At 55.9% G+C, this 25,917-nt stretch carries 18 protein-coding genes; 4 read left to right on the top strand and 14 right to left on the bottom strand.

The window, feature by feature from the left end; all coding sequences use genetic code 11:
* Positions 1-78 precede the first annotated feature (78 nt).
* The 3 genes from WKK33_RS06615 (at position 79) to WKK33_RS06605 (ending at position 3,721) form a co-directional block, all read left to right on the top strand.
* Positions 79-438 (top strand): hypothetical protein, encoded by a 360-nt coding sequence (locus tag WKK33_RS06615; RefSeq protein WP_337933027.1) that lies wholly within the window; start codon positions 79-81, stop codon positions 436-438.
* Positions 439-495: 57 nt separating this feature from the next.
* Complete coding sequence (locus tag WKK33_RS06610) at positions 496-852, top strand: hypothetical protein (RefSeq protein ID WP_337933026.1); 357 nt, start codon at positions 496-498, stop codon at positions 850-852.
* 391 nt (positions 853-1,243) lie between these two features.
* On the top strand, positions 1,244-3,721 hold the full coding sequence (locus tag WKK33_RS06605; RefSeq protein WP_337933024.1) for a hybrid sensor histidine kinase/response regulator: 2,478 nt from the start codon (positions 1,244-1,246) through the stop codon (positions 3,719-3,721).
* 3 nt (positions 3,722-3,724) lie between these two features.
* Here the strand turns inward: WKK33_RS06605 and WKK33_RS06600 are convergent, their stop codons facing one another.
* The 13 genes from WKK33_RS06600 to sppA all read right to left on the bottom strand — a co-directional run bounded on the left by WKK33_RS06600 (position 3,725) and on the right by sppA (position 22,570).
* The gene (locus WKK33_RS06600) at positions 3,725-4,417 is read right to left on the bottom strand and encodes an LrgB family protein (protein WP_337933022.1); all 693 of its coding nucleotides are present in this window, start codon (positions 4,415-4,417) and stop codon (positions 3,725-3,727) included.
* Positions 4,410-4,805: a CidA/LrgA family protein gene (locus WKK33_RS06595; RefSeq protein ID WP_215760818.1), complete on the bottom strand. Its 396-nt coding sequence runs from the start codon at positions 4,803-4,805 to the stop codon at positions 4,410-4,412. The genes WKK33_RS06600 and WKK33_RS06595 overlap by 8 nt, the downstream gene beginning before the upstream one ends.
* Positions 4,806-6,027: 1,222 nt before the next feature.
* On the bottom strand, positions 6,028-10,530 hold the full coding sequence (locus WKK33_RS06590) for a DUF4062 domain-containing protein (protein ID WP_337933021.1): 4,503 nt from the start codon (positions 10,528-10,530) through the stop codon (positions 6,028-6,030).
* A gap of 48 nt (positions 10,531-10,578) precedes the next feature.
* Positions 10,579-10,998 carry a GNAT family N-acetyltransferase gene (locus WKK33_RS06585; protein WP_337933020.1) on the bottom strand — a complete coding sequence of 140 codons (420 nt, stop codon included), beginning with the start codon at positions 10,996-10,998 and terminating at the stop codon, positions 10,579-10,581.
* Between the two features lie 211 nt (positions 10,999-11,209).
* Positions 11,210-11,815 carry a YwqG family protein gene (locus WKK33_RS06580; protein ID WP_215759524.1) on the bottom strand — a complete coding sequence of 202 codons (606 nt, stop codon included), beginning with the start codon at positions 11,813-11,815 and terminating at the stop codon, positions 11,210-11,212.
* A gap of 2 nt (positions 11,816-11,817) precedes the next feature.
* Positions 11,818-13,722 carry a hypothetical protein gene (locus WKK33_RS06575; RefSeq protein WP_337933018.1) on the bottom strand — a complete coding sequence of 635 codons (1,905 nt, stop codon included), beginning with the start codon at positions 13,720-13,722 and terminating at the stop codon, positions 11,818-11,820.
* 493 nt (positions 13,723-14,215) lie between these two features.
* A complete protein-coding gene (locus WKK33_RS06570) occupies positions 14,216-14,404 on the bottom strand; it encodes a DUF3791 domain-containing protein (RefSeq protein WP_309438865.1) in 189 nt (62 codons plus the stop codon).
* A 269-nt stretch (positions 14,405-14,673) separates the two neighbouring features.
* Positions 14,674-16,317 carry a Na+/H+ antiporter NhaC family protein gene (locus WKK33_RS06565; RefSeq protein WP_337933016.1) on the bottom strand — a complete coding sequence of 548 codons (1,644 nt, stop codon included), beginning with the start codon at positions 16,315-16,317 and terminating at the stop codon, positions 14,674-14,676.
* A 144-nt stretch (positions 16,318-16,461) separates the two neighbouring features.
* Positions 16,462-17,700, bottom strand: coding sequence for a DUF4861 domain-containing protein (locus WKK33_RS06560; RefSeq protein ID WP_337933014.1), 1,239 nt, complete (start codon positions 17,698-17,700; stop codon positions 16,462-16,464).
* Positions 17,701-17,798: 98 nt separating this feature from the next.
* Complete coding sequence (gene thiL / locus WKK33_RS06555) at positions 17,799-18,914, bottom strand: thiamine-phosphate kinase (RefSeq protein WP_215759520.1); 1,116 nt, start codon at positions 18,912-18,914, stop codon at positions 17,799-17,801.
* 18 nt (positions 18,915-18,932) lie between these two features.
* Positions 18,933-19,697: a purine-nucleoside phosphorylase gene (locus WKK33_RS06550; protein ID WP_337568579.1), complete on the bottom strand. Its 765-nt coding sequence runs from the start codon at positions 19,695-19,697 to the stop codon at positions 18,933-18,935.
* Entirely contained in the window at positions 19,627-20,793 is a 1,167-nt protein-coding gene (lpxK, locus tag WKK33_RS06545; protein WP_337568351.1) for a tetraacyldisaccharide 4'-kinase, read from the bottom strand. The genes WKK33_RS06550 and lpxK overlap by 71 nt, the downstream gene beginning before the upstream one ends.
* A 10-nt stretch (positions 20,794-20,803) precedes the next feature.
* Positions 20,804-22,570 carry a signal peptide peptidase SppA gene (gene sppA / locus WKK33_RS06540; RefSeq protein WP_337933012.1) on the bottom strand — a complete coding sequence of 589 codons (1,767 nt, stop codon included), beginning with the start codon at positions 22,568-22,570 and terminating at the stop codon, positions 20,804-20,806.
* 415 nt (positions 22,571-22,985) lie between these two features.
* On the opposite strand from sppA, the gene WKK33_RS06535 reads away from it, so the two are divergent.
* Positions 22,986-25,094, top strand: a complete 2,109-nt coding sequence (locus tag WKK33_RS06535; protein WP_337933010.1) for a prolyl oligopeptidase family serine peptidase — start codon at positions 22,986-22,988, stop codon at positions 25,092-25,094.
* A 161-nt stretch (positions 25,095-25,255) separates the two neighbouring features.
* Here WKK33_RS06535 and WKK33_RS06530 read toward each other — a convergent pair whose 3' ends face one another.
* A complete protein-coding gene (locus WKK33_RS06530; protein WP_337469734.1) occupies positions 25,256-25,702 on the bottom strand; it encodes a PepSY-like domain-containing protein in 447 nt (148 codons plus the stop codon).
* Positions 25,703-25,917 lie beyond the last annotated feature (215 nt).

The raw sequence follows: 25,917 nt of genomic DNA, 5'->3' as shown, positions 1-25,917 counted from the left end.
CTCACTTTATTTGATGAATTTTAATAACTATGCGATTTTATCGCATCAGTACTATAAAACAATTAAAAAATAACGATTATGAAAAAGATGTTTTTCGCAGTAGCAGCTGCATTTGTGATGGTTTCAGTGAGCAACGTTTTCGCTAACGGTAGCGCCCAGATGGGCAACACCGGCATGGCGCAGGTGAACGACACGGTCGACACCACCGTTGTAGCCCCCGCTATTCCCGCCGATAGCACCGCTGCTCCTTCCGACAGCGCGGCCCAGCCCGTAGGTCCTGCCACACCCGAGGCCAGCATGGCCGTAGCCCCCACGGCCCCCGCCGACACGGTGGTGACGCCCGCCACTCCTGAGGAGCCCGCCACCCCCGCTACACCGGCTGCCCCTGCCGACAGCACCGCCAAGCCGGCCGTCGACTCAACGAGCGTAGCCCAGTAAGATTCCCTACCCCCCTACACCCAACAACATCCATATAACAATTAAAACAGAACGATTATGAAAAAGATATTTTTCGCAGTAGCAGCTGCATTTGTGATGGTTTCAGTGAGCAACGTTTTCGCTAACGGTAGCGCCCAGATGGGCAACACCGGCATGGCGCAGGTGAACGACACGGTCGACACCACCGTTGTAGCCCCCGCTATTCCCGCCGATAGCACCGCTGCTCCTTCCGACAGCGCGGCCCAGCCCGTAGGTCCTGCCACACCCGAGGCCAGCATGGCCGTAGCCCCCACGGCCCCCGCCGACACGGTGGTGACGCCCGCCACTCCTGAGGAGCCCGCCACCCCCGCTACACCGGCTGCCCCTGCCGACAGCACCGCCAAGCCGGTAGCCGACTCGACCAACGTGGCCTAATACACACAATGAAGATTTGAGAAAGCATGATTAAGTCCCTACGTAGACTCAGTCCAAATCGGTCATAAGACCGAAAAATCTGAGAAGACAGTGATGTTTGGTTTCTTTTCAACCCTTGTCAGCGTTTCTTTCGGCATCTTGCTTCCATTCGCGTTTCGCCATAGCCCGCTATGCCTTCAACGCTCATGTAGCAACCTGCTCGAAACAAACACTAACAAGAATTGAAATCTAACGACTGATTTGGATTAAAATAGGTGATAGTTAAGTAAGTTAAAAAGTTGATTCAGGTTTCAGAGGCCCCGTCTGCGATGGTTCGTAGCGGGGTTTTTTCATTTCAATGTTTGCCCAAACGAATGAATTGGCGTAATTTTGCAGAAACAATCATAGCATCATGAAAACGAGTGTTCCCATCAAGGTGGCCATAGGCTATGCCATTATCATCGCCATCTTCACCATGGCCGCATGGATGGTCTATGCCAATACGCGAACCTTCATGCGCATTAACCAAACCGAACGGGCGTTTATGCAACGGCGCGACGTCATCGACAGTTTGGTGTATAGTTTCATGCAGATGAACAATAAGGAGCGCGCCATCAGTTTGGGCGACACCGACCAGTGGGACGATTTCGACCGCTCGCTTCACCGCACCATAGCCCTTTCCGAGCGATTGCAAGAGGTGCTTGCCGACTCTACGCAAGACCAGAAGATCGATTCGCTACAACTCCTGCTGCGCATGAAACGCGAGAACACGCTCCTCATCATGCGACTCATGGCCCAAAACGAGGGCAACCGCTTCCTGGCCGAAAAGGTGAACAGTTTGCACAAGGGAGCCGACTCGGTGATGATCCATCCCAAGGCGGCAGAGGTGAAAGACAACAAGGTGACGGTTTACGAGGTGGTGAAGAGCCGAAAGGGATTCTTCGCCCGACTGGCCGACGCCTTCAAGCGACAACATGCCGACACGGTGAGCGTGAAGCACAACCACACCCAGGAGAACGACACTACCAAACAGAGCATCGATATAGCGCACGATGTGGCCAATGTGCTTTCTGACATAGCCCAGAAAGACGACCTGCAGAAGCGGCAGCGCCGCCAGAGACTGGCGGCGCGCGAACGCCAACAGCAGCTTGTGAGCATACAGATAGCCGACCAAACCGAACAATTGCTGCGCGACATTCGCAGCGATGAGCACAACGCCAAGGAGGCAGCGTTTGAGCACGACATAGAGGCGCGACACGCCGTCATGGCCAAGATAGTGCTGCTGGCGTTGGTGTCGCTCCTGTCGGCCTTGGTGCTGGTCTACTTCGTTTGGCGCGATGTGAAACGCGAGCAGCGCGACCGCCAAAGGCTCAAGGCGGCCAAGGACGAAACCGAACGGCTCATGGCGCAGCGCGAACGACTGATGCTCACCATCACCCACGACATCAAGGCGCCCGCCGCCTCGATCTCAGGATTCATCCAACTGCTTGACGAGCGCATGCGTGGCGATGCCAAGGCGGCCTCCTATGTGCAAAACATCGGTCAGTCGGCCACCCATCTGCTCCACCTCGTCACCGCCCTGCTCGATTACCATCGGCTGGAGAGTGGCAACGTGGAGACGCATCTCGTGACCTTTAGCGCAGCCCGCCTTGTGAGCGAATGTGCCGACAGCATACGCCCGCAAGCCGAGGCCAAGGGCCTGCGGGTGGTGTGCCACGTGGAGGGATGCACCCAGGAGTGGTTGCGTGGCGACGCCTTCCGCATCAAGCAGATCGTTGACAATCTGGTGAGCAACGCCTTTAAGTACACCGCCGAGGGCAGCATCACCATCAAGGCGGCCACAAGCAGCGATCGCCTCACTATCTCGGTGACCGACACGGGGTTGGGCATGACTGAGGAGGAGACGCGCCGGGTGTTTAACGCCTTCGCCCGGCTCACCGAGGCGCAGGGCATTGAGGGTGTGGGACTGGGCCTCTCCATCGTGAAGGAACTGACCTCCTTGCTCCATGGCGACATTCATGTGACATCGCAAAAGGGCAAGGGCACCACCTTCCGACTGACGCTCCCCATAGAGCCTGTGGCCCATGGCGATGCGCCTTCCGTGTCCCCCAGTGTGCCGTCGGCCGGTTCGTCGTTGCCCGACAGCCATGCCAAGGACACGCCCGCCGTTCCTTCACACCTTCTCATCCTCGACGACGACAAGCTGCAACGGCAGTTGGTGGCCGAAATGGTGGGCCGCTTGTCGCCCACCGGTTGGCGCGTCACCGCTTATCGCTATGTGGCTGAGGCCATTCAGCAGATACGCCAGGCGCCACCCGCCGTGTGTCTCATCGACATCGAGATGCCCGAGATGAACGGCATGCAGGTGGCGCGTCTCATTGGCCGGAAGCCCGGCATGCGCCTCATTGCCATGACCGCCCACGACGCCAGCATCATGCCTCGACTTAAGGAGGCGGGGTTCGACGCTTGCCTGTTCAAGCCCATTAGGATGGAGCAGTTGGCCAAGGAACTGAATGTTCCTATTCCCACCGACTTACAGCAGGCCGCGAAGCCGTCATCCCCGTCCTACGACCTCTCGCCCCTCACGGCCTTCGCCTCGGGCGACGAGGAAGCCGAGCGCGAGATATTGGGAAGTTTTAGGCACGAGTTGGATGCCTATCTCGGCATCCTGGAGGAGGCCCTGGCCACGCTCAACCGCAAGCAAGCCGCCCACGTGGGTCACAAGGCGTTGCCTGTGTTGACGCTGATTGGCGCCCAGTGTGTGCCGCAGTTGCAGGCGTTGTCGCCCGAACATATCAACGAATTGGCAGATGAGGAAATGAAAAACGCCATTCGCTCCATCATCGAAGACATGAGGCGAATGGCGAAACAGGTAGGCTACGTGTGCTGATCGTTACAACCACGCCACCACGGTGGGCGTGAGCAGGGCGGTGAAAATGCCGTTGAGGGTGAGGCCCAAACTGGCGTAGGCGCCCACAAACTCGTCGCGCTCCATGGCCACCGAGGTGCCCACGGCATGCGAGGCGGCACCGATCGACAGGCCCTTGGCGGCAGGATTGTGGATGTGGCCCACCGACATGATCTTGAATCCGGCCACACCACCGATCAGTCCGGTGATCACCACGATGGCTGCCGTGAGCGACGGTATGCCGCCCAGTGCCTGCGACACCTCCATGGCGATCGGCGTGGTGACCGACTTGCTGGCCAGCGACGCCACGACGGCGTCGGAAGCGCCCAGCAGGCGGGCCGTGACCACCACACTCACGATGCCCACCATGCAGCCCATCATCTGCGAGGCCAGGATCGGAACGATTTCTTTCTTGATCTGCGACAACTGCAAATAAAGCGGCACACCCAAAGCCACCACGGCGGGTTTCAACCAGAAATCGATGAGCTTGGCGCTCTCGTGATAGGTGTCGTAGGGAATGTGGCACGCCGTGAGAAACAAGATGATGAGTCCGATGGCTAACAAGATGGGGTTCAGAAGGATCGATCCCGTCTTGCGTTGCAGCATCTTGCACCCTTGGTAAATGCCGAAGGTAAGCGCAAGCAGAAAGTATTGGTTGGTCAGAATGTCCTTAATCATGATGGTTGTGTTTGTCGGCTATCTTGTCCTTAATCTTATGGGTTATCTTCTTCTCGCCCTTGGCCACCACCTGATGGGTCTGTCCGGTGACGAGCAACACCAGGGCTGTGCTTACCACGGTGGCACCAACGATGGGCACCAGCTCCGCCTTGATGAGGTTGAAATGGAGCATCAACGCCACCCCAGGCGGCACAAAGAAGAAACCGAGGTTGGCTATCAGAAAATCGGTAAGGCCCCTTACCCATTCCAGTTTGATGACCTTGAGCTTCAACAGCAGGGTAAGCAACAGCATACCGATGATGCTCGAAGGTAGTTTTACGCCTGTGAGTTTGGTCACCAACTCACCCAGCGCCATGCATCCGAAGAGGATGAAACATTGTCTGACCATAATGTCGTTGTTGGTTTTGTTGTCCTGTAAGCAATCTCTTTTGCGCTGCCATCAGACAGCGCTTTCATGCTAATTGGGTGCAAAGGTACAAATAATATAAGGAATAGGGCATAAAGGTGATAGAAAAAACAATCGTTTGCATGTAGGATTGATATGTCACCTATGCAGTTGTCTATAAGTTTGGTGGCTACAAGGAGAGAACAGTGAATGAAGTGGATACCTCACGCGTGTGACACTAATAATAAGATAATCAGTCTTTTAAACATCCTATAGGAATTACATACACCCCATCCTCACGTCGTATAGCATACTTTGTTGTACCAGTAAGAATCATCAGAAAGAATGGCGCTTTCATTTTTGTGGTGTCTAAAAATCCATTGAAAATGAATGGTTTAAAAATATTATTATACCAAATGTCCCAAATTCGTTATACCAAATGTCCCAAATTCGTTATACCAAATGTTCCAAATTCGTTATACCAAATGTTCCAAATATCAGGATAACAAGATATAATATATATAGAATATACAAATATCGGTCAAGCAAAGAGCAATCATTCATTGGTTTGCCTTTGCTTGACCGATATTTTATTTTATGAAACCTCAAGGAAGACTATTCCTTACATTCTGTTCTTCTGGATTTCTCCTGCCCCCGTACCCTTATACTTGCTGCGAGTGACATTTTTCGTAACAATCTATATTGAAATCTACATTGTTTTTGTCGACGACCGAACGATTGGACGGAAATGCGCGATTCTCAGTGTTGTTGTGTAACAAACTGATAACTAATGGGTTATCTCAATAATGGCAAATAGGGTGTTCCCAATTTAATATTCCACGCTGCGAAACATGCCTAACCGAGCGTCGAGACATGGTCTTTCGAGCCTCGTGACGTGGTCTTTCGAGGTGCGGTTAGGTAGGTATCGCAAGACGAAAGATGCCTAACGGCGAAAGCACGGCGCAGATTTGGGATGAATAGCACGAAAAATCGACGTTTTCGTTGGCTCATTCAACGAAAAACGCCGCACAACTTTTGCACCAAAATATCTGACAGAACATGTTGTGCGAAGGTTGCGGAGGGGTAGGGCGAATGATTTCAGGATCATCCGCCATTGGGAGTGCGTGAAACACGCACGTAAGAGTATGCGCTCATTCGCGGTCGCTCGGCTCTTCCGCTTGGGTGGCACAGTGGCGAAAGCGGCAAAGCCGAGCGACAGGGAAGGTTACCCATTCGCCTTCATGAGTCGCTGCTCAACGAGTTGGTCTACGGCGTGCTGCTTCACCTGGATCAGGGCGTTGGCCATCTCCATCCATTGGGCTTGTGCGGCCACCTGGACGAAGTCGTCGTAATAGGCGAGCATGAGGGGCACGAGCGAGGTGTCGCGCGTTTCGAGGATATGCTGGAGGGTGAAATGCTCGAAGAGTGTCAGCGCCTCGTCGGTGGCCTCGAAGTTGCGCATGAGCACATGCACCTTGACCTTCGTGTTGAGCAATGCGAGGTAGTTCTTGATGGCCTTGGGCGAGTTGGGCACTATCTCAAGGGCGCGTTTGAGGAGCCTTTCCGCCTCGTCGATGAGTTGCAGCACCTCGTCGGCATTGCAGCTTGCGGCCAATTTCATCTCCACGATGCGCATGATGCAGATGGCCATGTCGCGCATGTTCTTCTCATTGTCGGGGGCTTGGCTGAGCTTCTCGGCATACACGGCCTTGGCCTCGTTGAGCTGGCGCTGGGCCTCGTCGGTGCGTCCCAGCCTCACCAACGCATGCCCCATGAGCTCCTTGATGGCGGCCACATGGCTGAGCTCGAGGTCGGGATTGGCGTAGTGGGCCGCCACAAAGGTGAGCGTTTGCTCCGCCTTTTGGCACAATGCGTCGTAGCGATTCTCGATGTTGAGCATCTCAAGGATGTTGTACGAGCTGAGCAACACGTCGTTCAGGATGGTGCCAGCGGGGTCCTTGTCGTACAATTCCTTAAACATGGCGTGGGCCTTGGTGTAGCACCGCTTCGCCTCCTTGTAGTTGCCGAAGATCATGTAGAACAGTCGGCCGGTCTCATCCACGGCCGATGCGTAGCGGCGTGCGGTCTCATGATCCGATGGGTTGAGGCGCCACGCCTCGCAGGTGGCATATTCATGTTGCTTGTTGTAGAGCATCATGTTTTGCAAGTCGCGCCGTTGCTCACAGACGTATGCCAGACAAGCGTAGACGAGGGCGTAGCCCTGCACCACCAATGCGCCTGGCAGGTGCAGGCTCTTCATGAACCGCACCGCGTTGAGGGTGTGTTCCTCCTCGTTCGACGCTTCGCTGGATGCGCCCGCATTGGTGCGCTCAGAGAACAGAAACTCGGCCATGCTGCACAACATGTAGAAAGCTATCTGCAGGCGAAGCGTTTGTTCCACCGACGCCTGTTCTTGCTGTTGCATAAACAGTTGGCGCTCGGTGCCGAACACAAACAATGCGAAACTGTATAGCTGCGACATGGGCAGGACCTTGAGCTGCATGGCCACCTTGGTGTAAAGGAGCATGAAGTCGCCCATGGCACGTTGCGTGTCGGGGTTGGTTTCGTTGGGATAGGCGCCAATGATGCGGTTGGCATAGTTGGCGAAACGCTTGATGGTTGCGATCTCCTGAGGCGTGAGGTCGCGCTGGATGGTGTTGTTGGGCAGGGCCATGCAGAAGTGCATGAGGTGGGCCCGCACGCCCAGGGCGTCGGTTCGGTTGTCGTCGAGCAGTGCCGGCGCACTGTTGAGCACGTCGCTGCACTGCTGCGGGTCGGCGTCTTGGAAGAGCAGCTGATCGGCCCTGGCCACCACCTGGCCCTCACCTTCCTCCTCGCAGAGCGGGTCGGTAGGCGTTTGGCAGTTGTCGGCAAAGAGCACATGGTTGGGCGCAGCCTCCCGGAGGGTATCCGACAGGCGTTGCGCTTCGGCCTCAAGAACCGTGGCGGCGTGACGTTCTATGTACCCCATCAGGTGTGAGAGGCGCCTCATCGGGGCAATCTGGAAATAGGCGCGGTACAACCACGGTTGCTCGTTGAGCACGTCGGCCAGCAACAGTTGGTTGGGTTCCTCGCCGTCGAAGTCGCGCAGTTGAAGCATTTGTCGGAAAACAACCGCCAGTTCTTGTTGGATGCCCTGGAACTCCAGTCGGTGATGATCGAGCACCAAGCACTGGGCGAAACTCAGCCCATGAAGCGTCCATTGCTCCATCAGATGCGCTTCGTCGGCGTCGACCTTGCCGTTGGCTTCGCCACACTTGTGACACCATACGGCCACCCTCGCATAGATGGCCCATGCGAAGAGCGCCATGTAGCGGTCGTCGTCCATCTGCTGGAGATGCTCGTTGAGCAACCAGTTGGCCCATTGGGCAGCCAACGGGCGTTCGCCTTGATAGTACAGGCACACGGCGAAGAAGGCCGTGAGGTTGCCTATGGCCAATGGCTTTGCTTCCCCAGAGGCCGCCGTCTGGGCCTCGTCGTTGTGGTAAACCTTGGCGAGCGCGCCCCCGATGGCCGTTGCCGCACCATAGGAACCACGGTCGGCCAGCTGCCGCATGACGTCGAGCATGAGCAAGGCCGTGGCCTCGGGGTGGCGTGTGGCGGCTTTCGACAGCCACTGTTCCATGAAATTCCACTGGCTAATGGTGAGGTCCGACAGGGCGTAGACCACATGTCGGTGCCACACCATGCCCTGGTTCAGTACCACAAAGTCGAGCAAGTCGGTGGTTTGATATTTCAGGGCGAGGTAGGGCAACTCGCGAATGGCTACCGCATCGAATGGGTTGTCTTCAATCGTTTGGAGCAGATGGCCGGCGAGCGCCGCAACATAGCGACTGATGGCGTCGGCCGATTGCACGCACACCTCGATGCGGAAGTTGGGATAGGCGAAGTCGATGATGCCGCTGACACTGTCGGTCGTGAGCAGCGGTCCGAGGTAGCGGCGTAACTCAGCAAACTTCAGCGCGTCCCAATCGTTGCCCAACAGTTGGCGCAGGTCGCCCTCGCGCAAGCCGTATTCGCTCACGGCGAGCATGCGCAGCGTCGTCATGCCAAACGCCATGTCGACGAAATGCCCGCCCTCTTGCAGGATCGACATGAAGAGAGGCTCGGGATAATTGGCGGCCTGGGAGACGATTTCGATGAGCGAGTTTTGGATTTTCAACTCCTCGTTGGCCTCTTGGCGCTGTCGGGTGGCTTCGAAATAGGAGGCGTTGAGCAGGGTGAGGCGGCGTGTCATCATGACCGACCACAGGGGGATGGTAGATGGATGGATGCGGCGCGCCTGCTTGTTGAGCAACGCTTCCATGACCGCCGGTTGCAGGCGTTTGCCCACCTCGGCCAATCGTTTGTCGATGAGCTGTTGCGCCTCCTGGCGCGAGAGGGGCGAGAGTGCGATCTTGTCGCATAGCGTAATGCCCTCGGCCTCGCCGCTCTCAGCGGTGCAGATCACCACCGTGTTGGCGGGAACCCAATGGTTGTCGAGCAGCAAATGGCAGTTGTCGAGGCGGCACACGTCGTCGATGAGCAGCACTTTCCGCCTGTCGTTGGTGCCCAACGCCTTGCCCAACAGGTGGGCGAGGAGGCCGAAGTCCTCATCGTTGTCGATGCCACAACGGTACTCGGTGGCTGTGCGCGAGTCGGACAGCCAGCACTTGAGTGGCATGGAAGCCTGACAGTTGGCTTGCTTGCGGTCGGCGAAAAAGATGTAGGGAATGAAGTGTTGGCTCTGTGCCAACTGTTCGTAGAACTTGCATAACAGGGCCGTCTTGCCAAAGCCATAGGGACCGGTGACCAGAAGCACCTTGCCGTGGCTGCGCTTGGGGGCGTGGGCGTTGTCGTTGGTGGCGGATGGGTCGGCCTCGCCGTTGGGGGCGTCGGACGGGGTGCCGTGGGTGCCATAGGCATATTGCTCGAGCCATTGCAACCAATCCTCGCGGCCGCAGAACAGGCGGTTGCTTTGTGCCATGCGCTCTTGCGCGACGCTGGTGATGTTCTCGAAGTCGTTGTCGGGATTGGCCGTAGCGTCCTCACACTCGTAGAGCTCTATCTCCTGCACCAAAGCCGTGGTGAGAAAACGCACGAGTGTGTCGAGGTGGGTGAGCTGGGTGCCGTCCCACTGGCAGTTGTAGTGGCAGATGTTGCGGTCGAGCGAGTGGGCATGGAAGGTTCGGGTGATCTTCTCCTTGAGCAGCGCGAGGCGGCGTGTGGCCGTTTCGTCCTGCTCGCAGTAGCGCGCCCGTTCGTCGGCGCCCATCTGTTGGTAGGCCTCGGGCGAACGGAAGCAGAAGAAGCTGCGGTGTAAATTGTCGGTGTCCATGAGCGAACCAAAGAGAATCTCCAACTCGGTGACGCTGCGCGCCTGTTGGGTGTCGGTGTTGACAAACAGGCGCTCGTCGGCGCTCATGCCGTCGACGATGGCGTCCCAACTTGCTTGCGATGGCACCCATCCGTAGCGGTCGCCGAGCAGTCCGATGAAGAACGGACGTGAGCTCTGTATGCCTCCAAGGCACTCGCGCAACACATGGTTTTCGCGATCGGCCTCATCCACATCGCTGGTGCTCACGCCCCACCGCAGATCGATGAAGTCGACGTGGATGTTATGGCGGGCCAACTGTTGCGCTACGGCGGGATACACTCGGTTCATGATGGCGTCGCGCTCGGCGTCCATGTCGCGAAAGGTGCTGCTGAGGAACACCTTTATGTTTTTTCCAAAGGTTCGTTGGGTCATAAGAGGTTTAGGTTTGGGGTGTGGTGAATAACGAGTTGGGGGTGCCACTCATTGCGTTTGGTAAACGTTGGTGGGCTTTCGTTGCATGCCCAACGACTGGTAGAGTTGATTGGCGGCCACACGCTGGGGGCGTGAGGTGAGCATGATGGTGCCACCGCCATGCGTCCGGGCATATTGGATGGCGTGCTCCACCAATGACCGCCCGATGTGTTGGCCACGCGCCTGCTGGTCGACCACCACATCCTCCACCCACCATTTGCGGCCGGTGGGTGTGGCGTAGGTGCACAGGCTGAGCATGCCGAGCACGGTGCCGTTGGCCTCGGCCACGAAGAGATGCGTGTCGTTGTTGGCAATCATCGACTGTAGTTGGTTGTTCGTCATTTGCCTTCCCGACGACGACAGTTGGGGCAACAGGCGGTTGATGGCGTCGAGACAAGCGTCGGAATAGGTTGTTATTTCAGTTATCATGGAGTGATTTGGGTTAACCCCCAATCGGTCATTAGACCGAAATGGGTGAAATAGTAGGATGTTATTGTTTCTTTCCAACTCTTGTCAGCGTTTCTTTCGGCATCTTGCTTCCATTCGCGTTTCGACATAGCCCGCTATGCCTTCAACGCGACTGTCGCAACCTGCTCGAAACAAACACTAACAAGAATTGAAATCTAATGACCGATTTGGGTTAAAAGGAATGGAGGTAACACTTTACCGTTTTGTCGTCGGTGAGGAAGCAGAGCATGCCGCAATCGTAGAACTGGAGGTTCCAATCGTCGTTGCAATCGAGCTGCAGGAGTGAGCGCCAGCCTGGATACTGCTCCTCGATCTCGTCGAAGAAGGGATGGCCGAGCAGTTTGAAGCCCGCCTCCTTGTCGTCGCACGCGGCAAAGGTGATGCGCTCAGCGTCTCGCGTGAGCGGGTTGCCCTCGTCGTCCACCAGGCGATGGGTGTGGAGATCGGTGGTCGTTGGCGAGTAGAGCACGCGGAAATCGTTGTCGCTCCATTCGCCCATGCCCGGCGAGTAGTACTCGCGGTGCCCGAGGAAATAATCCACCTCGCCGAAGAAATAGAGCATGCCCGTATGCGGCAGCAAGCCCTCGGGGTCGAGCGCGGCAATGTCCTCGCAGCGAATTTGGCAGATGAAGGTCAGCGGATTGTCGTAGGTCTCGCCCTCGTCCTCATATTGAGCCACAGGGTAGGGCAGCGAGTCGGGCAGGTCGGGACAGCCCCACATCTTCGATTGACTGGTGAGGTCTTGGTCGGTTGGGTTGAAAATGAGTTGTATAGCCATGGTTAATCAAACATTACACGGGGATTCATTTGATGGGGATTGCGCCACACTACGCCGAGCTTATGCAACGCCAGCTGGCGCTCATGCCAAAAGCTGAAGCAGAAGCCCATGCCTCGCGGCACGTCTTTCAGGCGGGAGTAGGCTTGGCGGTCGGCCTCGTCGATGACGGCTTCCCACTGCTCCGTCCACTCCACGGGGTCGCGCTTGAGGTGCCCGGTCTGCGGAATCTCATTGAGGCGGCCCTCGTCGGCCAGGTCGATGATGTGGCTCAGCTCGCGCACATCGCGCTCCACGTCCTCGGTGAGCCCCAGCTCGTGGTCAGCCTCGGCCTCTATCTCGCGCAACACACGCAACTGGCACCTGAGCAGGCGGAGCTTGAGGCGTGGGTGGTCGCTGATGATCTCGAGCAGACTGTCGTTGGCGCTATAGAGATCATCGAGCCTCAGCGGTATGGCCAGCAGGTCGTCGGCGCCGTTGAGATAGGCGCTTATCAGGCCCGCCACCTCCCATTCGCGCTCTTGGTTGCGCACACGTTCGAGCGCTCCCATGATGTTGTTCATGCAAGCCTGCCATATCAGGTCGGTAGTGACCGTTGAGCAATCGTCTTCGCCCACCTCGCGCTCGGGCTCGCCGTCATATTGGTACTCGTGGTCGTCGTTGTAGCCGTCGTCATCATCGTCATCGTCGTAGTCGGGCAGGTCGTCGACGAAATGCGACAATTGGTTATGATATTGAGGTAGCCATTTCTTCTCGATCATGGCCGTGTGTTGGCTGAGGAAACCGCTGCGATAGCCAGCTATCACCTCGTCTAATAGGTCGTCGTTGCCCAGCGCCAGGGCTCGGTAGGCACACTCGTAGCCCCGTTCCTCACCGTAGCCCTCGGGGGCTGTGTGGTCGTGGAGCGCCATGTGGGACATGGCCGCCCATGCGAAGGCGCAGCGCAGGTTGGCTCCTCGGCTATACCACAGCCATGCCTCCTCGGCATTGCGCTCGAAACCGTAGGTGCCGTTTTCGAAATAAGTGCCGAGGAAGTAGGCGCATGTGCTTTCGCCCAACATCCACCCCATTCGTAGGTCGTCGTACAAAGTCTTGGTTGCCTGTTGCTGTTCCTCCTGGCTCAGGGCGTCGAAGTCGACGCTTTCCAGCAGCGTGGCGTACATGGTGTAGCAGTCGGCCGCTTGCACGTCGATGCCTCTCTGCATGACCTCCATGAACTCCTCGCGGTCTTCGACCTGATAGTTCTCGTTGCAGAAGGCCGTTATGGCCCACCAGTAGAAGCCTTGGCTGCAACCGTTCATCGCTGCTTGTTGGTACATTCTTATGGCATCGTCCCTTCGGCCCATCTTCTCCAGGGCGTCGCCCATCAGCATGAGATAGGTGGGGTGGGGAAAGGCACTGTTCTCCCAGAGGCTCTTGGCGGATTCGTAGATCGTCTCGGGGGGGCAAGGCACGTCGTTGGCGCCATAGAGCGAGTCGCGGAACGCTTGGGCCATGGCGCGCTCACTGTGGTGCTGTTGCGCCTTTGCCATCAGGCTTTTGTAGGCGTCGGGGTCGATCTCGCCTAAGTCGGCGTCGCGGTACATGTAAGCCAAATGGGCGTAGGCGTCGCCGATGCCGTTGTTGGCGGCCATCTTGTAGTAGTGTTCCTTGATGGTATTGGAGTCTTTCTCAGGCTGCAACACATCGTGCAATCGGGCGTAGGCCATCTGCATGTAGGGGTTGCCGCCATCGGCCAAGGCCTTGATTTTCTCGGCGTCGCTTTGCAGTTGGGCTACGTTGTTGGCAAAGAAAATAATCTGCAGGAAGAGCTCTTGCTTCGCTTCGTCGTGCTCCACGTTTTTGGCTGCGGCCCAAAAGGCCTTTTTAACTTGATAATCCTCTATGTATCCTAAGATTCGTTCGATCATGGCATGATTAGCTTTGTGGTGTGACAAATTGTGGATTGTGCGCCGTTCCCCTGTTGTGTTGAAATGTCATGGCGCATCATCAATAGTTGCGAAGATAGCTATAATAATTGGCATTTCCGAATTTTCCCCCATGTTTTTAGCGATAATTGGTCATTAACCCCAAATCGGTCATAAGATTTCAATTCTTGTTAGTGTTTGTTTCGAGCAGGTTGCGCCAGACGCACCCAAAGGCATAGCGGGCTATGTCGAAACGCGACTGGAAGCAAGATGCCGAAAGAAACGCTGACAAGAGTTGAAAAGAAACCATAACATCCTACTATTTCTCTTATGCCGGTCTAATGGCCGATTTGGGTAAAATACCATTTCTGGTTGTATAATGAAAATCCCAAATCAGCCATAATGCCGATTTGGGTGAGTGGGGGTTAATTGAATAGCAAATAGCTCAAGGATTGGGGTGCGTTAGCAAAATTGAAGCTTTTTTCATGATATAGCTTCATAGCAGTCCTCCTCCTTTTCTGTGGCAATAATCGGTTAGGTCGTCTACCATCGACTTGAACGATTGAGTATGGACGTAGTCGTAGTGCTTTTCCAAGAAAGCCATTCCTTGGTATCGATAGAGATAATTGAATGCTTGCTTCATCGTTAGTCCGTGTTTTCGTCCGAATTCTAAGATGAAAATCATGATCCAATCTAATTTTTCGTTGATCGTGTATGCCATATCAGTTATCTAATAGGTCATTCTATGATGGTTGATGCTTCTATATATAGATTATTAACGATGTAAAGTTATACTTTTTATTCGAAACAACAAGACTTTGTCTTATTTTTATTTCATAAGCTGATGATATTTAGCCATAAGACGTGTTTCGTTTTGCTGATTCCCAATGCGAAAACCTCTCGTTTTCCTCCCTGTAGACGCAGGAGGGAAACGAGAGGCTTATGCGATTCGTGTTAGGCTGACTTTTGGGCAGTGGGGCGCCTGTGCTTCTTGAGGAAACATAAGGCGGCGCCCAACAGGAGCAGGCCCGTGGTCCACGACACGGCGATGCCCGCCACGAAGCCCAGGCTTTGGGCAAAGCCCGCCACGATAAAGGTGAAGAATGATACCGTGGCCACGGTCAGCGCGTAAGGTAATTGCGACGATACGTGGTGAACGTGTTTGCACGATGCGCCGGCGCTCGCCATGATGGTGGTGTCGGAGATGGGCGAGATGTGGTCGCCACAAACAGCGCCTGCCATGCAGGCTGAGATGGAGATGACGCGCAATGGGGCGGCGGCGGGGAACACGGCTACGCAGATGGGGATGAGGATGCCGAAGGTGCCCCATGATGTGCCTGTGGCGAAGGCCAGCAACGCCGCCACGACGAAGATGATGGCGGGAAGCAGCATCTGCAGGTGGCCGGCGCTGCTCGACACCACGTCGGACACGTAGGCGGCGGCGCCCAACGAGTCGGTCATGCTCTTCAGCGTCCACGCCAAGGTGAGGATGAGGATGGCGGGAACCATGGCCTCGAATCCCTTGATGAGGCTACTCATGGCCTCGTCGAACGGCAATGTCTTGCGCACGGTGAACATCGCCACGGAGAGGATGAGGGCCGTGAGAGAGCCGATGACCAAGCCCACCGAGGCGTTGCTGGCGGCGAAGGAGTCGACGAAATGGTGGTAATTGTCGCTCGAGGGTTGGAAGAATCCGCCCGAATACACCATGCCTATGGTGCAGAACACAATGAGCATGAGGATGGGAAGCACCAGGTCGGCCACTGTTCCGCGATGGCCCGTCTTTCCCGGTTGGCCCGCTCCCACACCGTGCTCGGCCAGTTGGAGCTTGGTGCCGCTCACCTCATCGATCTTGCCGCCATTGGTTCGCTCGTACCATTCGCGCCAGCGGGCGTCGTACTTGCTCATCGACTTGAAGTCGAAGTTGATGGCAACGATGGCGAACATAAACAGTAGGGTGAAAAGGGCGTAGAAGTTATAGGGAATGGCTTTGCAGAAAAGCGCAAGGCCGTTCTCGTCGCCTGTGACGAAACCCGACACGGCCGCCGCCCAACTGGAGATGGGGGAGATGACGCATACGGGCGCCGCCGTCGAGTCGATGAGGTAGGCCAATTTCTCCTTCGTCACGCCGTGGCGCTGCGTGATGGGCCGCATCACGGAACCTACCGTGAGGCAGTTGAAGTAGTCGTCGATGAAAATGAGGATTCCCAACAGGATGGTGGCGATCTGTGCGCCCCGCTTCGTCTTGACGTGCTTAGACGCCCACTGGCCGAATGCGGCCGAGCCGCCAGCCTTGTTCATGAGCGACACGATGGCGCCCAGCACCACGAGGAACACCAGGATGCCAACGTTCCATGGGTCGGCCAGACAGTGGATGAGTCCGTATTGCTTGGCGTTGTCGCCCGTTCCCACGGTGTCGTTGAGCAGGTGCGAAAGAAATCCCTCGAACCCAGTGCCCATGGAGTAGCTGAAGAGTGCCGCTCCGAGGATGATGCCGATGAACAATGACGAATAAACTTCCTTGGTCTTCAAGGCCAAGGCGATGGCTACGACAGGCGGTAGCAGGGACCAGCATGTCCCGATCAGATTGAAATCCATGTGATGGAAGTGATGTTTTTGTTTTCAGTAAGTCACCCTACGGTTGGCCTCCATTAGCTGGCGCAACCGTAGGGTGAATGTTATGAGAAATGGAGAGCGCCCGTTCGAAGGTGCCGACGGATGCTTTCCCGGGTGTTGAAACGTTTATTTGACGCTGACCTTCAGCGGCGTTCTCACGGCCTTGGCAGCTTGGGCGAGCACTGCTTGCCATGCCTCGAAGGTGTGGATCTCGGTGGTGGTGTTCTGGTCCCATCCCGTTCCAAAGTAATAGGTGAACGATGTGCTGGGATGATAGGTGGTCGTGCCTAAGATGTGGCCTATGGCAATGCCGTTCTCGCGAGCCTTGTAAAGGGTGGTGATGTTCTTTTGTGGGAAGAGCAATCCGATGTAGATGTGGCCCATCTGCTTGGCCAACTCCTCGCGGTATTTGGCGTTGTACACGCTGGCGTCGCCCAGGTCCTCATAGCCAATGAAGCCGCTTTGGGCGTTCAGCACATATTGCGTGGGGTTCGATTTGTGAACCACGGCACCGGCGGCAACGGTCATGGGCTTTGGCAAGCCATTGTAAGTGACGGCCACCCGGTTAAAATGCGAGCCGGCGTCGAGCGTGATGACGCGCTTCTCTATCACCTTGGCGCCGTTCAGTTGGCGCTCAGGGTAGGTGAGCTCCACGGTGAATCGCAGTGGGCCTTGGTCGAGAATCTTATAGCTCTTGTAGCACGACGGCATCAGCAAGTTGCCGTTGGCCTCCATGAGCGCATTGGCTCCACCGCCCAATGTGGGGCCTACGGTGTAGCAATCCATGCCCTTTCCGTGGTTGATGTGGTAGCAATAGGCGTTGTAAACCTGGTCGGCAAGGTCCTTGTAGCCACGCTTCCCAAGGTCCTTAATCACGCGGCGCATGTCCTGGTTCTGCTCGCTGGCGTACCAATAGTCGAGCATCAGGTCGCTGGTGTTCTTGTTGAACAGGTCGTAGCCCACCGCTCCGCCGTGACCGTAGATGCGGTAAGCCACCTTGTCGTTCTCCCATCCAAACTCGTCTTGTCGCTCGGTGAAGAGGCGGCCGGCCACCTTCGCCGCGTATTTCTGGGGGGTTCCCTTTGTGGCGTAGTACACGGCCTTGCCCTTGGCGGGCACGCCAGCCTGGAAAATGAGCTTGCCGTCGTGGGTGGCTTGCGAGGGAATCTCTTGGCCGTTGGGGTCGGTAATGATGATGTTGGTGGTGGCGTTGAGCTTGCGTTGCACGTCGGCGAGCTTCGTCTCCACCATCTCCGTGCGGGGCGTCGACAAGGTGTTGGTAAGCGTAATGGTTACTTTGTCGGCCGCATTGGTCAGGGCGCTGAACGCCGAAAGAATCGTCAGGGTGATTAGTTTACAATTCATAAGTGTCTTTGTTTTGATGTAAAGAGACCATCCCGAGGCCTTTGTGGGCATGCTCGGGATGGCCTATCCTTGTAAATCTGTGGGCGAATCGTTGGGTGTTATCCTTTGAGCGGGTTCCAACCTTGTGCCGTGATGTCAAACTCTTGGTTGTCGCGGCTGATGAGCTTAGTGCCCAACTCGGGCTTGGTGATGTAGCCAATCTGTCGGATTCCCTTGCTCTCCAAGCCGTTGAGCTTGTCGTGGTCGCCAATGGGCACGGTGAAGAGCAACTCGTAATCCTCACCTCCGTTCATGGCGCAAGTGGTGACGTTCATGTTGAACTCCTCGGCCTGAACAGCTGTTTGGTAATCGATGGGGATGTTCTTTTCGTACACACGGCATCCGCATTGGCTCTGCTTGCAGATATGGAGGAGCTCCGATGACAGGCCGTCGCTGATGTCCATCATGGCCGTGGGCTTGATGTTGTTTTCGCGCAACAGTTGTAAGATGTCGCCACGGGCCTCGGGCTGCAACTGCCTTTCGAGCAGATACTCGCGCCCAGCGAAGTCGGGCTGGAAGTCGGCGGTCTTCGCACCCTGCTCGCGCAGGTGCTTCACGAGGGCGTCGTTGCCCGCTTTCTTGGCCTCGGAAATCTTGCGGTTGATGTCGTCGAGTTGCTGATAATAAACAGTTTTCTCGCGTTCGAGCAACTGCAGGCCCATGTAAGCCGCACCCAGGTCGCCGCTCACGCAAATGAGATCGGTCTCTTTCGCGCCGTTGCGATACACGATGTCGTCCTTCTTAGCGTCGCCTATGCAGGTGATGCTGATGGCCAATCCTGTAAGCGATGATGTGGTGTCGCCGCCCACGATGTCGATGTTCCACTTGTCGCAGGCCTTCTTCAGGCCTGTGTAAAACTGCTCCATGCCCTCCACGTTGAAGCGCTTGTCGATGGCGATCGACACGATCATCTGGCGTGGGGTGCCGTTCATGGCGAAGATGTCGGATATGTTCTCCATCGCCGCCTTATAGCCCAGTTGCATGAGCGACACGTAGGTGAGGTCGAAATGCACGCCCTCCATGAGCATGTCGGATGTGGTGAGCACCTCTGTGTCGGGGTAATGCATCACGGCGCAGTCGTCGCCCACTCCGTAAAGAGAACTGTTGTTCTTAAGTTGGATGTCTTTGGTGAGTCGGTCGATGAGGCCGAACTCTCCGAGCTTGGATATTTCCATGATTGATGTTTGCGTAATTTATGAGCGAGCGATGATCTCGCGCATGATGGTTGTCATCTTCGGCTGTGCTGTCGCGGCTGCCTGTTGCACCTCTTCGTGGCTCACTTCCACAGGGTTGTCGAAGCCTCCGAGGTCGGTGATGATGCTCACGCCGAACACGCGGATGCTACAGTGGCGCGCCACGATGACCTCCGGTACGGTCGACATGCCCACGGCGTCGCCACCCATGATGCGGAACATACGGTACTCGGCGGGTGTTTCAAACGTGGGGCCTTGTACGCCGGCATACACACCGTGGCGCAAGGTGATGCCTTTCTCCTCGGCAATCTGGTCGGCCATGGCGATGAGCTCATGGTCGTAAGGCTCATGCATGTCGGGGAAGCGTGGCCCGGTGGGAATGTTCTTTCCGCGCAGCGGATGCTCGGGGAAGAGGTTGAGGTGGTCGGTGATGACCATGAGGTCGCCGATGTGGAACTCCGGGTTCATGCCTCCGGCGGCGTTGCTCACAAAGAGCGTCTTGATGCCGAGCTCATACATGACACGCACGGGGAACGTTACTTCCTTCATGGAGTAGCCCTCGTAGAAATGGAAGCGTCCCTCCATGGCCATGATGTCTTTGCCTCCCAGCTTGCCGAAGATGAGTTTGCCTGCGTGGCCCTCAACGGTCGACACGGGGAAGTTGGGTATGTCCTTGTAAGGTATCTCGGTGGTATCAGTTATCTCGGAAGCTAATTGTCCCAGGCCTGTTCCCAGAATGATGGCTGTCTTTGGGCTTGCCGTCATCTTTTCTCTTAGCCAGGATGCTGTTTCTTGAATTCTTGTGTACATAGCTGATTATTTTGTGGTTGAAGTTTTCTTCTTGGTCGAGCATGAACCGTATGCGTATGGGCAGCGCATAGAGCGCTTTCTTCACCTCCAGGCTCAGGCCATTGGTGCTCAAGAGGCGCGTGGCGTCTTTCTCTGTGGTGATGATGAGGCGTGGCTCGGGCAAGTTGGCGAAGGCTTGGTTGATGCGCGCCGCATCTTTCTCGGTGAACTGGTGGTGGTCGCCGAAGGACATGGGGGTGATGGATCGGCAGCGGTCCTTGAGGTCGAGCTCCATCTGTCGGGGTGAGGCGATGCCTGTAAGCAACAGCGTGTTGGCCGACGATAATGTGGGAAGGCTTACCGCTTCGGGGAAGACGGGTGCCAACTCGTCGTAGTCGATGCGCGTGAAGAAGAGTGCCTGATAGGGAAAGAGGTCGAGGGCCTTGGTGAGCACGCGAAACTCCATGGGCTTCAGGTCTTTCGGACACTTGGTGACAATCACTATGTCGGCTCGGTTCTTGCCTTTCATGGGCTCACGCAGTCGGCCGGCGGGCAACAACTTATCGTAGATGATGAGTCGGTGATAGTCGACCAGCAGGATGTTGATGCCGGGCTTGACGTAGCGGTGTTGGTAGGCGTCGTCGAGCAGAATAACGTCCACGTCGCTTGTCGCCTCGTCGTCGGTGAGCCGTTGAATGCCCTCGCGTCGGTTCTTGTCGACCGCCACATATACGTCGGGAAACTTGCGTTTCATTTGGAACGGCTCGTCGCCGATGGTGCGCATAGGCGTGTCGTTGTCGGCAAGCACGTAGCCGCGGCTCTTTCGCTTGTAGCCCCGCGAGAGCACTCCCACCTTCATCTTGTCGTGCAGCAGACGGATAAGATACTCCACATGTGGCGTCTTGCCTGATCCGCCGACGGTGATGTTTCCCACGTCGATGACGGGTATGGAGAACTCTTGCTGAGGCAGCACGCCGAGGTCGAAGAGGTGGTTGCGCACCCCCACGCCCACGCCGTAGAGCCAACTCAGCGGCAACAGCCAGTCGTTGATTTTAATGAGGTCACCTTCCATGGTGTGATGTTCAGAAATTGGTAATGATAAATGGGCATCGAGCCTGCATGGGGTCGAGCGATTGCACGGTGCGCAACATACGAATGGGCTCGTAGAAGATGCCCAGCGTCAGTCGCAACTGCTCGTCGAGCGCCGTGCCCTTGTTATTGTTGAAGTTGAGCAACTGCGTCATCATGTCGGCGGGAGCGGGATAGGGCAGGGTGTGATACTCGTCGAGCTTGGCCAGTTTGGCCGCCTTGGCCACCGCCTTATCGAGTCCGCCCAACTCATCGACGAGACGGAGCTTGAGGGCGTCGGATCCCAGGAACACATGGCCTTGTGCGCGCTCCTCCACCTGTTGCATGTTCATGCGACGTCCACGTGCCACTCTGCTCTTGAAGAGCTTGTAGCCACGGTTTACGCTGGCTTGCATGAGCGCCATTTGCTCGGCGGTCATGGGTTTCATCATGCCGCCCATGGTGGCGTTGCGGTTGGTCTTCACCTCGTCGTAACGCAGGCCGAGCTTCTCGGTGAGCAGTTGCGACTGGTCGAGCGTCAGGCCGAAGATACCGATGGAGCCTGTGATGGTAGTGGGCTCGGCTACGATGTAATCGGCTGCCGCACTGATGTAATAGCCACCCGATGCAGCCGCTCCGCCCATGGAGATCACCACGGGCTTCTTGGTGCGCAGGGCTTCTATCTGATGCCATATCTGCTCGGAGGCGTATGCCGAACCACCGCCCGAGTTGATGCGGATAACCACCGCCTTCACATTGTCGTCGTCGTCGAGGTCGTCGAGGTCGGCGCACATCTCGCGTCCCACGATGAGATGGCTGTTGGAGAACGCATCCTGTGAGGGACGTTCCTGCACGATGTCGCCCCAGGCATAGTAGACGGCTATCTCGTCGCCCTTCTTCTCGGCGGGCGCGTTGGTCATGTCGGCCACAGAGACCTGCGGCACTTCGTCGGTCTTTTCTAATTTGAGGCGACTGCGCACCACGTTCTTCACTTGGTCGTTATAGAGCAGTCCGTCGACCATTTTGTAACGTATGAAGTTCTTTGGGTCTTCCAACGAGATGACGCGATCGGCATACGCCTGCAGCGAGTCGGCGTTGATGGCGCGGCTCTTCGACACGGCTTGGCACACCGTTTGCCACCATCCGCCGAGGTAGCGTTCCGTCTGTTCGCGACTGGGCTCGCTCATCTTGTCCTCGGTAAACATCTCCGTGGCGCTCTTATACTTGCCGCATTTGAACGGAACCATCTTCACGCCGATCTTGGCGAGGGCGTCTTTTACAAACATCATCTGTCCGCCCATGCCCTGCCATGATATGGTGCCTTGTGGGTTGAGGTAGATCTTGTCGGCCACCGACGCCACATAGTAGGCGCCGAGCGAGTACTCCTCGCCGTAGGCCACAATCCATTTCTTGGCCGTCTTGAAGTCGGCCAGCGCGTCGCGTAGCTCCTGCATCTGTGCCATGTCGGCCCCATAGGAACCGGCTTCGAGGTAGATGCCCTTCACCTCGTCGCTGTTCTTGGCTTTGGTGATGGCTTCGAGTGTTTCTTGCAATCCCTTTGTTGAGGTGCCACTGAGTGTGGCGTATAGGTTGTCCTCGGCGCGCTCCTGAAGGGCTCCGTCGAGCTTGATGACGAGTACAGAGTTGTCGGCCACTCGTTGGGTCGACTGTGATGAAGCTATCATGCCCACGAGGCTCATGAGGCAGATGACTCCTACGATGACGGTGAAGGCCAGCAGACCCACGATGGTGGCGCTAACCGATTTGATAAAGTCTTTCATTTTTGTCGTCTGTTATTGTTGTTGGCAAATTAGATTGCAAATCTACGAAATATTTTAGGAAATGCCAAATGCTAACGTGTCATTCTGTCTATTTATAGGTGTAATAATTGGTCCTTTGGGTTACAAAAGTGTTATGTTGTTGCATTTGTTTGCACACACAGTGGTTTTTGCGAAAGATTTTTAGTTGTCGTGCATAATTTTGCGCCTCGCAAACGTTGACGAAGCGTAATATTTTATATCTTTGCATAAGATAGGCTGCACTCGGCCATTTGAGAACAAGTTCTCATGGCGCTCGTTTGCACTATCTTTGCATAAGATAGGCTGCACTCGGCCATTTGAACGCGTGTTCCCTAAGGAAAAGCAGACGATGACGTCATACTGTTGTCCCAACTTATTAATCTATAATTATATGCAAATGAAGACACTTCTGATCACTTCGGCCTTGGCGGCTTCGGCCTTGGCGGCGAATGGACAGTCGATCAAGTATCCCACGGCTCCGAAGGACGCTACGGTCGACGAGTATTTTGGAGTTAAGGTGGCCGACCCGTTCCGCCCCTTGGAGGACGACACTTGTGCGGCCACGGCGGCATGGGTGGAGGCTGAGAACCAGGTGACCAACGCCTATTTGGCAAAGGTGCCGCAGCGCGCCAAATATCTGAAGCGCCTGAAGCAAGTGGTCAACTATGAGAAGGTTTACACGCCTTTCGAGAAGAACGGAAAGTGGTATGTCTACAAGAACAACGGCATGCAGAACCAAGCCGTGCTCTATCAGATGGACGCCTTAGGCGGTGCGCAGCGTGTGTTCCTCGACCCCAATAAGTTGAGCGACGACGGTACGGTGGCCCTGAAGGATATCTCGTTCTCCAACGACGGCAAGTATTTCGCCTACGTCATCTCACGCAGCGGAAGCGATTGGGAGGAAATTTACGTCATGGACGTGAGCACCGGCAAGATGCTCTCCGACCACATCGTGTGGGCTAAGTTCACTGGTGTGAGCTGGTATGATGGCGGTTTCTACTATAGCGCCTACGACGCCCCCGAGAAGGGCAAGGAGACCTCGGCCAAGAACGAGGTGCAGAAGGTCTACTACCACAAGATGGGAACCCCGCAGAGCCAGGATGTGCTCTTCTACCAGAACCCCGCCTATCCCTTGCGTTTCTATAGCGTGTCGGTGAACGAGGAGGAGACGATGATGTTCCTTTACGAGACGGGAATGGACCAAGGCATCAACATCTACGTGCGAAACCTACGTGTGCCCAACTCGCAGTTCATACAGATGACGGGCGATTGTAGCAAGAACTATTCGCCTGTGGAGATCATTGGCGATAAGATTTACATGATGACCAATGCCGGCGCTCCCAAGTATCGCATGATGGTGGCCGACATCAACAAGCCGGGCTACAACGATTGGAAGGAACTGGTGCCCGAGAGCGACGCCGTGCTCGACAACGTGACGTTTGTGGATGGCGACAAGATGGTGCTCACCTATAAGAAAGACAACTGCTCGCAGGCTTACCTTTATAATATCAGCGGCAAGAAGATCGGCGACATCCAACTGCCGGGCGTGGGTAGCGCCAGCTTCTCGGGCAAGCGCGAGCGCAAGGAGCTGTTCTACAGCTACACCTCGTACACCGTTCCCTCAACCACCTACCAGTATGACTTGGCCACGGGCAAGAGCACGGTGATGAGCGCACCGAAGGTTAGCTTCAAACTGAGCGACTATACCTCCGAGATGGTCTACTACACCAGCAAGGACGGCACCCGCATCCCGATGTTCCTCACTTATAAGAAGGGCATGAAGCTCAACGGCAAGAACCCCGTGCTGATGTATGGCTACGGCGGCTTCAACATTACCTATCCTCCCTCGTTCTCGGCCATGCGCATTCCGTTCCTCGAGAATGGCGGCGTCTACGCCTATGTGGTGTTGCGCGGTGGTGGCGAGTATGGTGAGGACTGGCACCTGGCCGGAACCAAGTTGCAGAAGCAGAACGTGTTCGACGATTTCATCTCAGCAGCCGAGTGGCTCATCAGCAACAAGTATACCGACAACCAGCACCTCGCCATCATGGGCGGCAGCAACGGTGGCCTGTTGGTGGGTGCCTGCATGACCCAGCGCCCCGACCTCTACAAGGTTTGTATTCCCGAGGTGGGCGTGATGGACATGTTGCGCTACCACAAGTTCACCATCGGCTGGAACTGGGCGCCCGACTATGGCACCAGCGCCGACAGCAAGGAGATGTTCGAGTACCTGAAGGCTTACTCGCCCCTTCACGCGCTGAAGGAGGGTGTGAAGTATCCTGCCACCATGGTTTGCACAGCCGACCACGACGACCGTGTGGTTCCCGCCCACTCGTTTAAGTTTGCTGCCCGCTTGCAGGAGTGCCAGGCCGGTCAGGCTCCCGTGCTCATCCGCATCGACAGCAAGGCGGGCCACGGCGGTGGCAAGCCGCTCTCGAAGGTGATGGAGGAGACGGCCGACATCTACGGCTTCATTATGTACACCATGGGCATGAAGATGAAGTAGCGCCCATCAACACACCCTAACCCTAAGGGGCGAAGCGTTTTGCGGATTATCGCAAAGGCTTCGCCCCTTTTCTTTCCCCAATCGGTCATTAGACCGAAACAGGTGGATTTCAGAATAATATTCTAATGACCGCTTTGGGTTTAATCGGTCGTGACCGATGGCTAATCGATGTCGATAACCTTGAAATGCTTGTTGAAGGTGATGTCCAAGCCGTTGGCCAGCTCCACCTCGTACTCGTTTCGGTCTATCTCAATCTTCTTGACAGATTGGCCGGGGTAGGTGGCCTGCAAATAGCTTTGGATGGGCTGGGGGATGAGGTTGGCGGGAACGGTTCCCTGCTTGCAATCCACCTCGGTGAGGTTGCCCTTCTTGTCAAACTCGAGCTTGGTGCCATTCTGCAACACCACGTCGTAACTCTTGTTTACAATGCCGGCCTCTATGGTGGCGAGCACCACCTTTTGCTTGTTGAAGTGCGTGGTGAGTGTGGTCTGTGCCTTGGCTGGAAGATTGCTTACATCAATGGGCTTGTCGTTGTCGGCGCAAGCCGTGGCGCTACACAACACAATGCTGCTAAGGGCAACCAGCATCATTCTGATTGATCTTTTCATAAAGTTGCTTGTCTTAAAAGGTTATAAAATCAATTGTCATCAAACGTTTGACGTCTGATAATTAAATTGACGATTGGGGAACGAAAAAGTAAAAGGGCTTTAATGTTTCTTAAGAAAAAAGATAGCAGACGGCCATCGGCCCAAGGAGGAAAAACAACAAGAGGGTGTGCATTCTATGTTTCTACGCAAGAAAAACTTGAAGTTTTTTTGCTGTT

Source organism: Hallella sp. (genome assembly GCF_037460745.1).
Lineage (GTDB): Bacteria > Bacteroidota > Bacteroidia > Bacteroidales > Bacteroidaceae > Prevotella > Prevotella faecis.
Note: the sequence above shows the minus strand (reverse complement) of the source record. Positions and strands in the feature narration are given on the sequence as shown.

Excerpts from the sequence above, each read along its gene's own strand:
- WKK33_RS06575 (WP_337933018.1), bottom strand. The coding sequence starts at position 13,722 with ATGATCGAACGAATCTTAGGATACATAGAGGATTATCAAGTTAAAAAG.
- thiL (WP_215759520.1), bottom strand. The coding sequence starts at position 18,914 with ATGGAAATATCCAAGCTCGGAGAGTTCGGCCTCATCGACCGACTCACC.
- WKK33_RS06590 (WP_337933021.1), bottom strand. The coding sequence starts at position 10,530 with ATGACCCAACGAACCTTTGGAAAAAACATAAAGGTGTTCCTCAGCAGC.
- lpxK (WP_337568351.1), bottom strand. The coding sequence starts at position 20,793 with ATGGAAGGTGACCTCATTAAAATCAACGACTGGCTGTTGCCGCTGAGT.
- WKK33_RS06580 (WP_215759524.1), bottom strand. The coding sequence starts at position 11,815 with ATGGCTATACAACTCATTTTCAACCCAACCGACCAAGACCTCACCAGT.
- sppA (WP_337933012.1), bottom strand. The coding sequence starts at position 22,570 with ATGAAAGACTTTATCAAATCGGTTAGCGCCACCATCGTGGGTCTGCTG.
- WKK33_RS06570 (WP_309438865.1), bottom strand. The coding sequence starts at position 14,404 with ATGATTTTCATCTTAGAATTCGGACGAAAACACGGACTAACGATGAAG.
- WKK33_RS06565 (WP_337933016.1), bottom strand. The coding sequence starts at position 16,317 with ATGGATTTCAATCTGATCGGGACATGCTGGTCCCTGCTACCGCCTGTC.
- WKK33_RS06600 (WP_337933022.1), bottom strand. The coding sequence starts at position 4,417 with ATGATTAAGGACATTCTGACCAACCAATACTTTCTGCTTGCGCTTACC.
- WKK33_RS06605 (WP_337933024.1), top strand. The coding sequence starts at position 1,244 with ATGAAAACGAGTGTTCCCATCAAGGTGGCCATAGGCTATGCCATTATC.
- WKK33_RS06585 (WP_337933020.1), bottom strand. The coding sequence starts at position 10,998 with ATGATAACTGAAATAACAACCTATTCCGACGCTTGTCTCGACGCCATC.
- WKK33_RS06560 (WP_337933014.1), bottom strand. The coding sequence starts at position 17,700 with ATGAATTGTAAACTAATCACCCTGACGATTCTTTCGGCGTTCAGCGCC.
- WKK33_RS06535 (WP_337933010.1), top strand. The coding sequence starts at position 22,986 with ATGAAGACACTTCTGATCACTTCGGCCTTGGCGGCTTCGGCCTTGGCG.
- WKK33_RS06595 (WP_215760818.1), bottom strand. The coding sequence starts at position 4,805 with ATGGTCAGACAATGTTTCATCCTCTTCGGATGCATGGCGCTGGGTGAG.
- WKK33_RS06530 (WP_337469734.1), bottom strand. The coding sequence starts at position 25,702 with ATGAAAAGATCAATCAGAATGATGCTGGTTGCCCTTAGCAGCATTGTG.
- WKK33_RS06610 (WP_337933026.1), top strand. The coding sequence starts at position 496 with ATGAAAAAGATATTTTTCGCAGTAGCAGCTGCATTTGTGATGGTTTCA.
- WKK33_RS06550 (WP_337568579.1), bottom strand. The coding sequence starts at position 19,697 with ATGACGGCAAGCCCAAAGACAGCCATCATTCTGGGAACAGGCCTGGGA.
- WKK33_RS06615 (WP_337933027.1), top strand. The coding sequence starts at position 79 with ATGAAAAAGATGTTTTTCGCAGTAGCAGCTGCATTTGTGATGGTTTCA.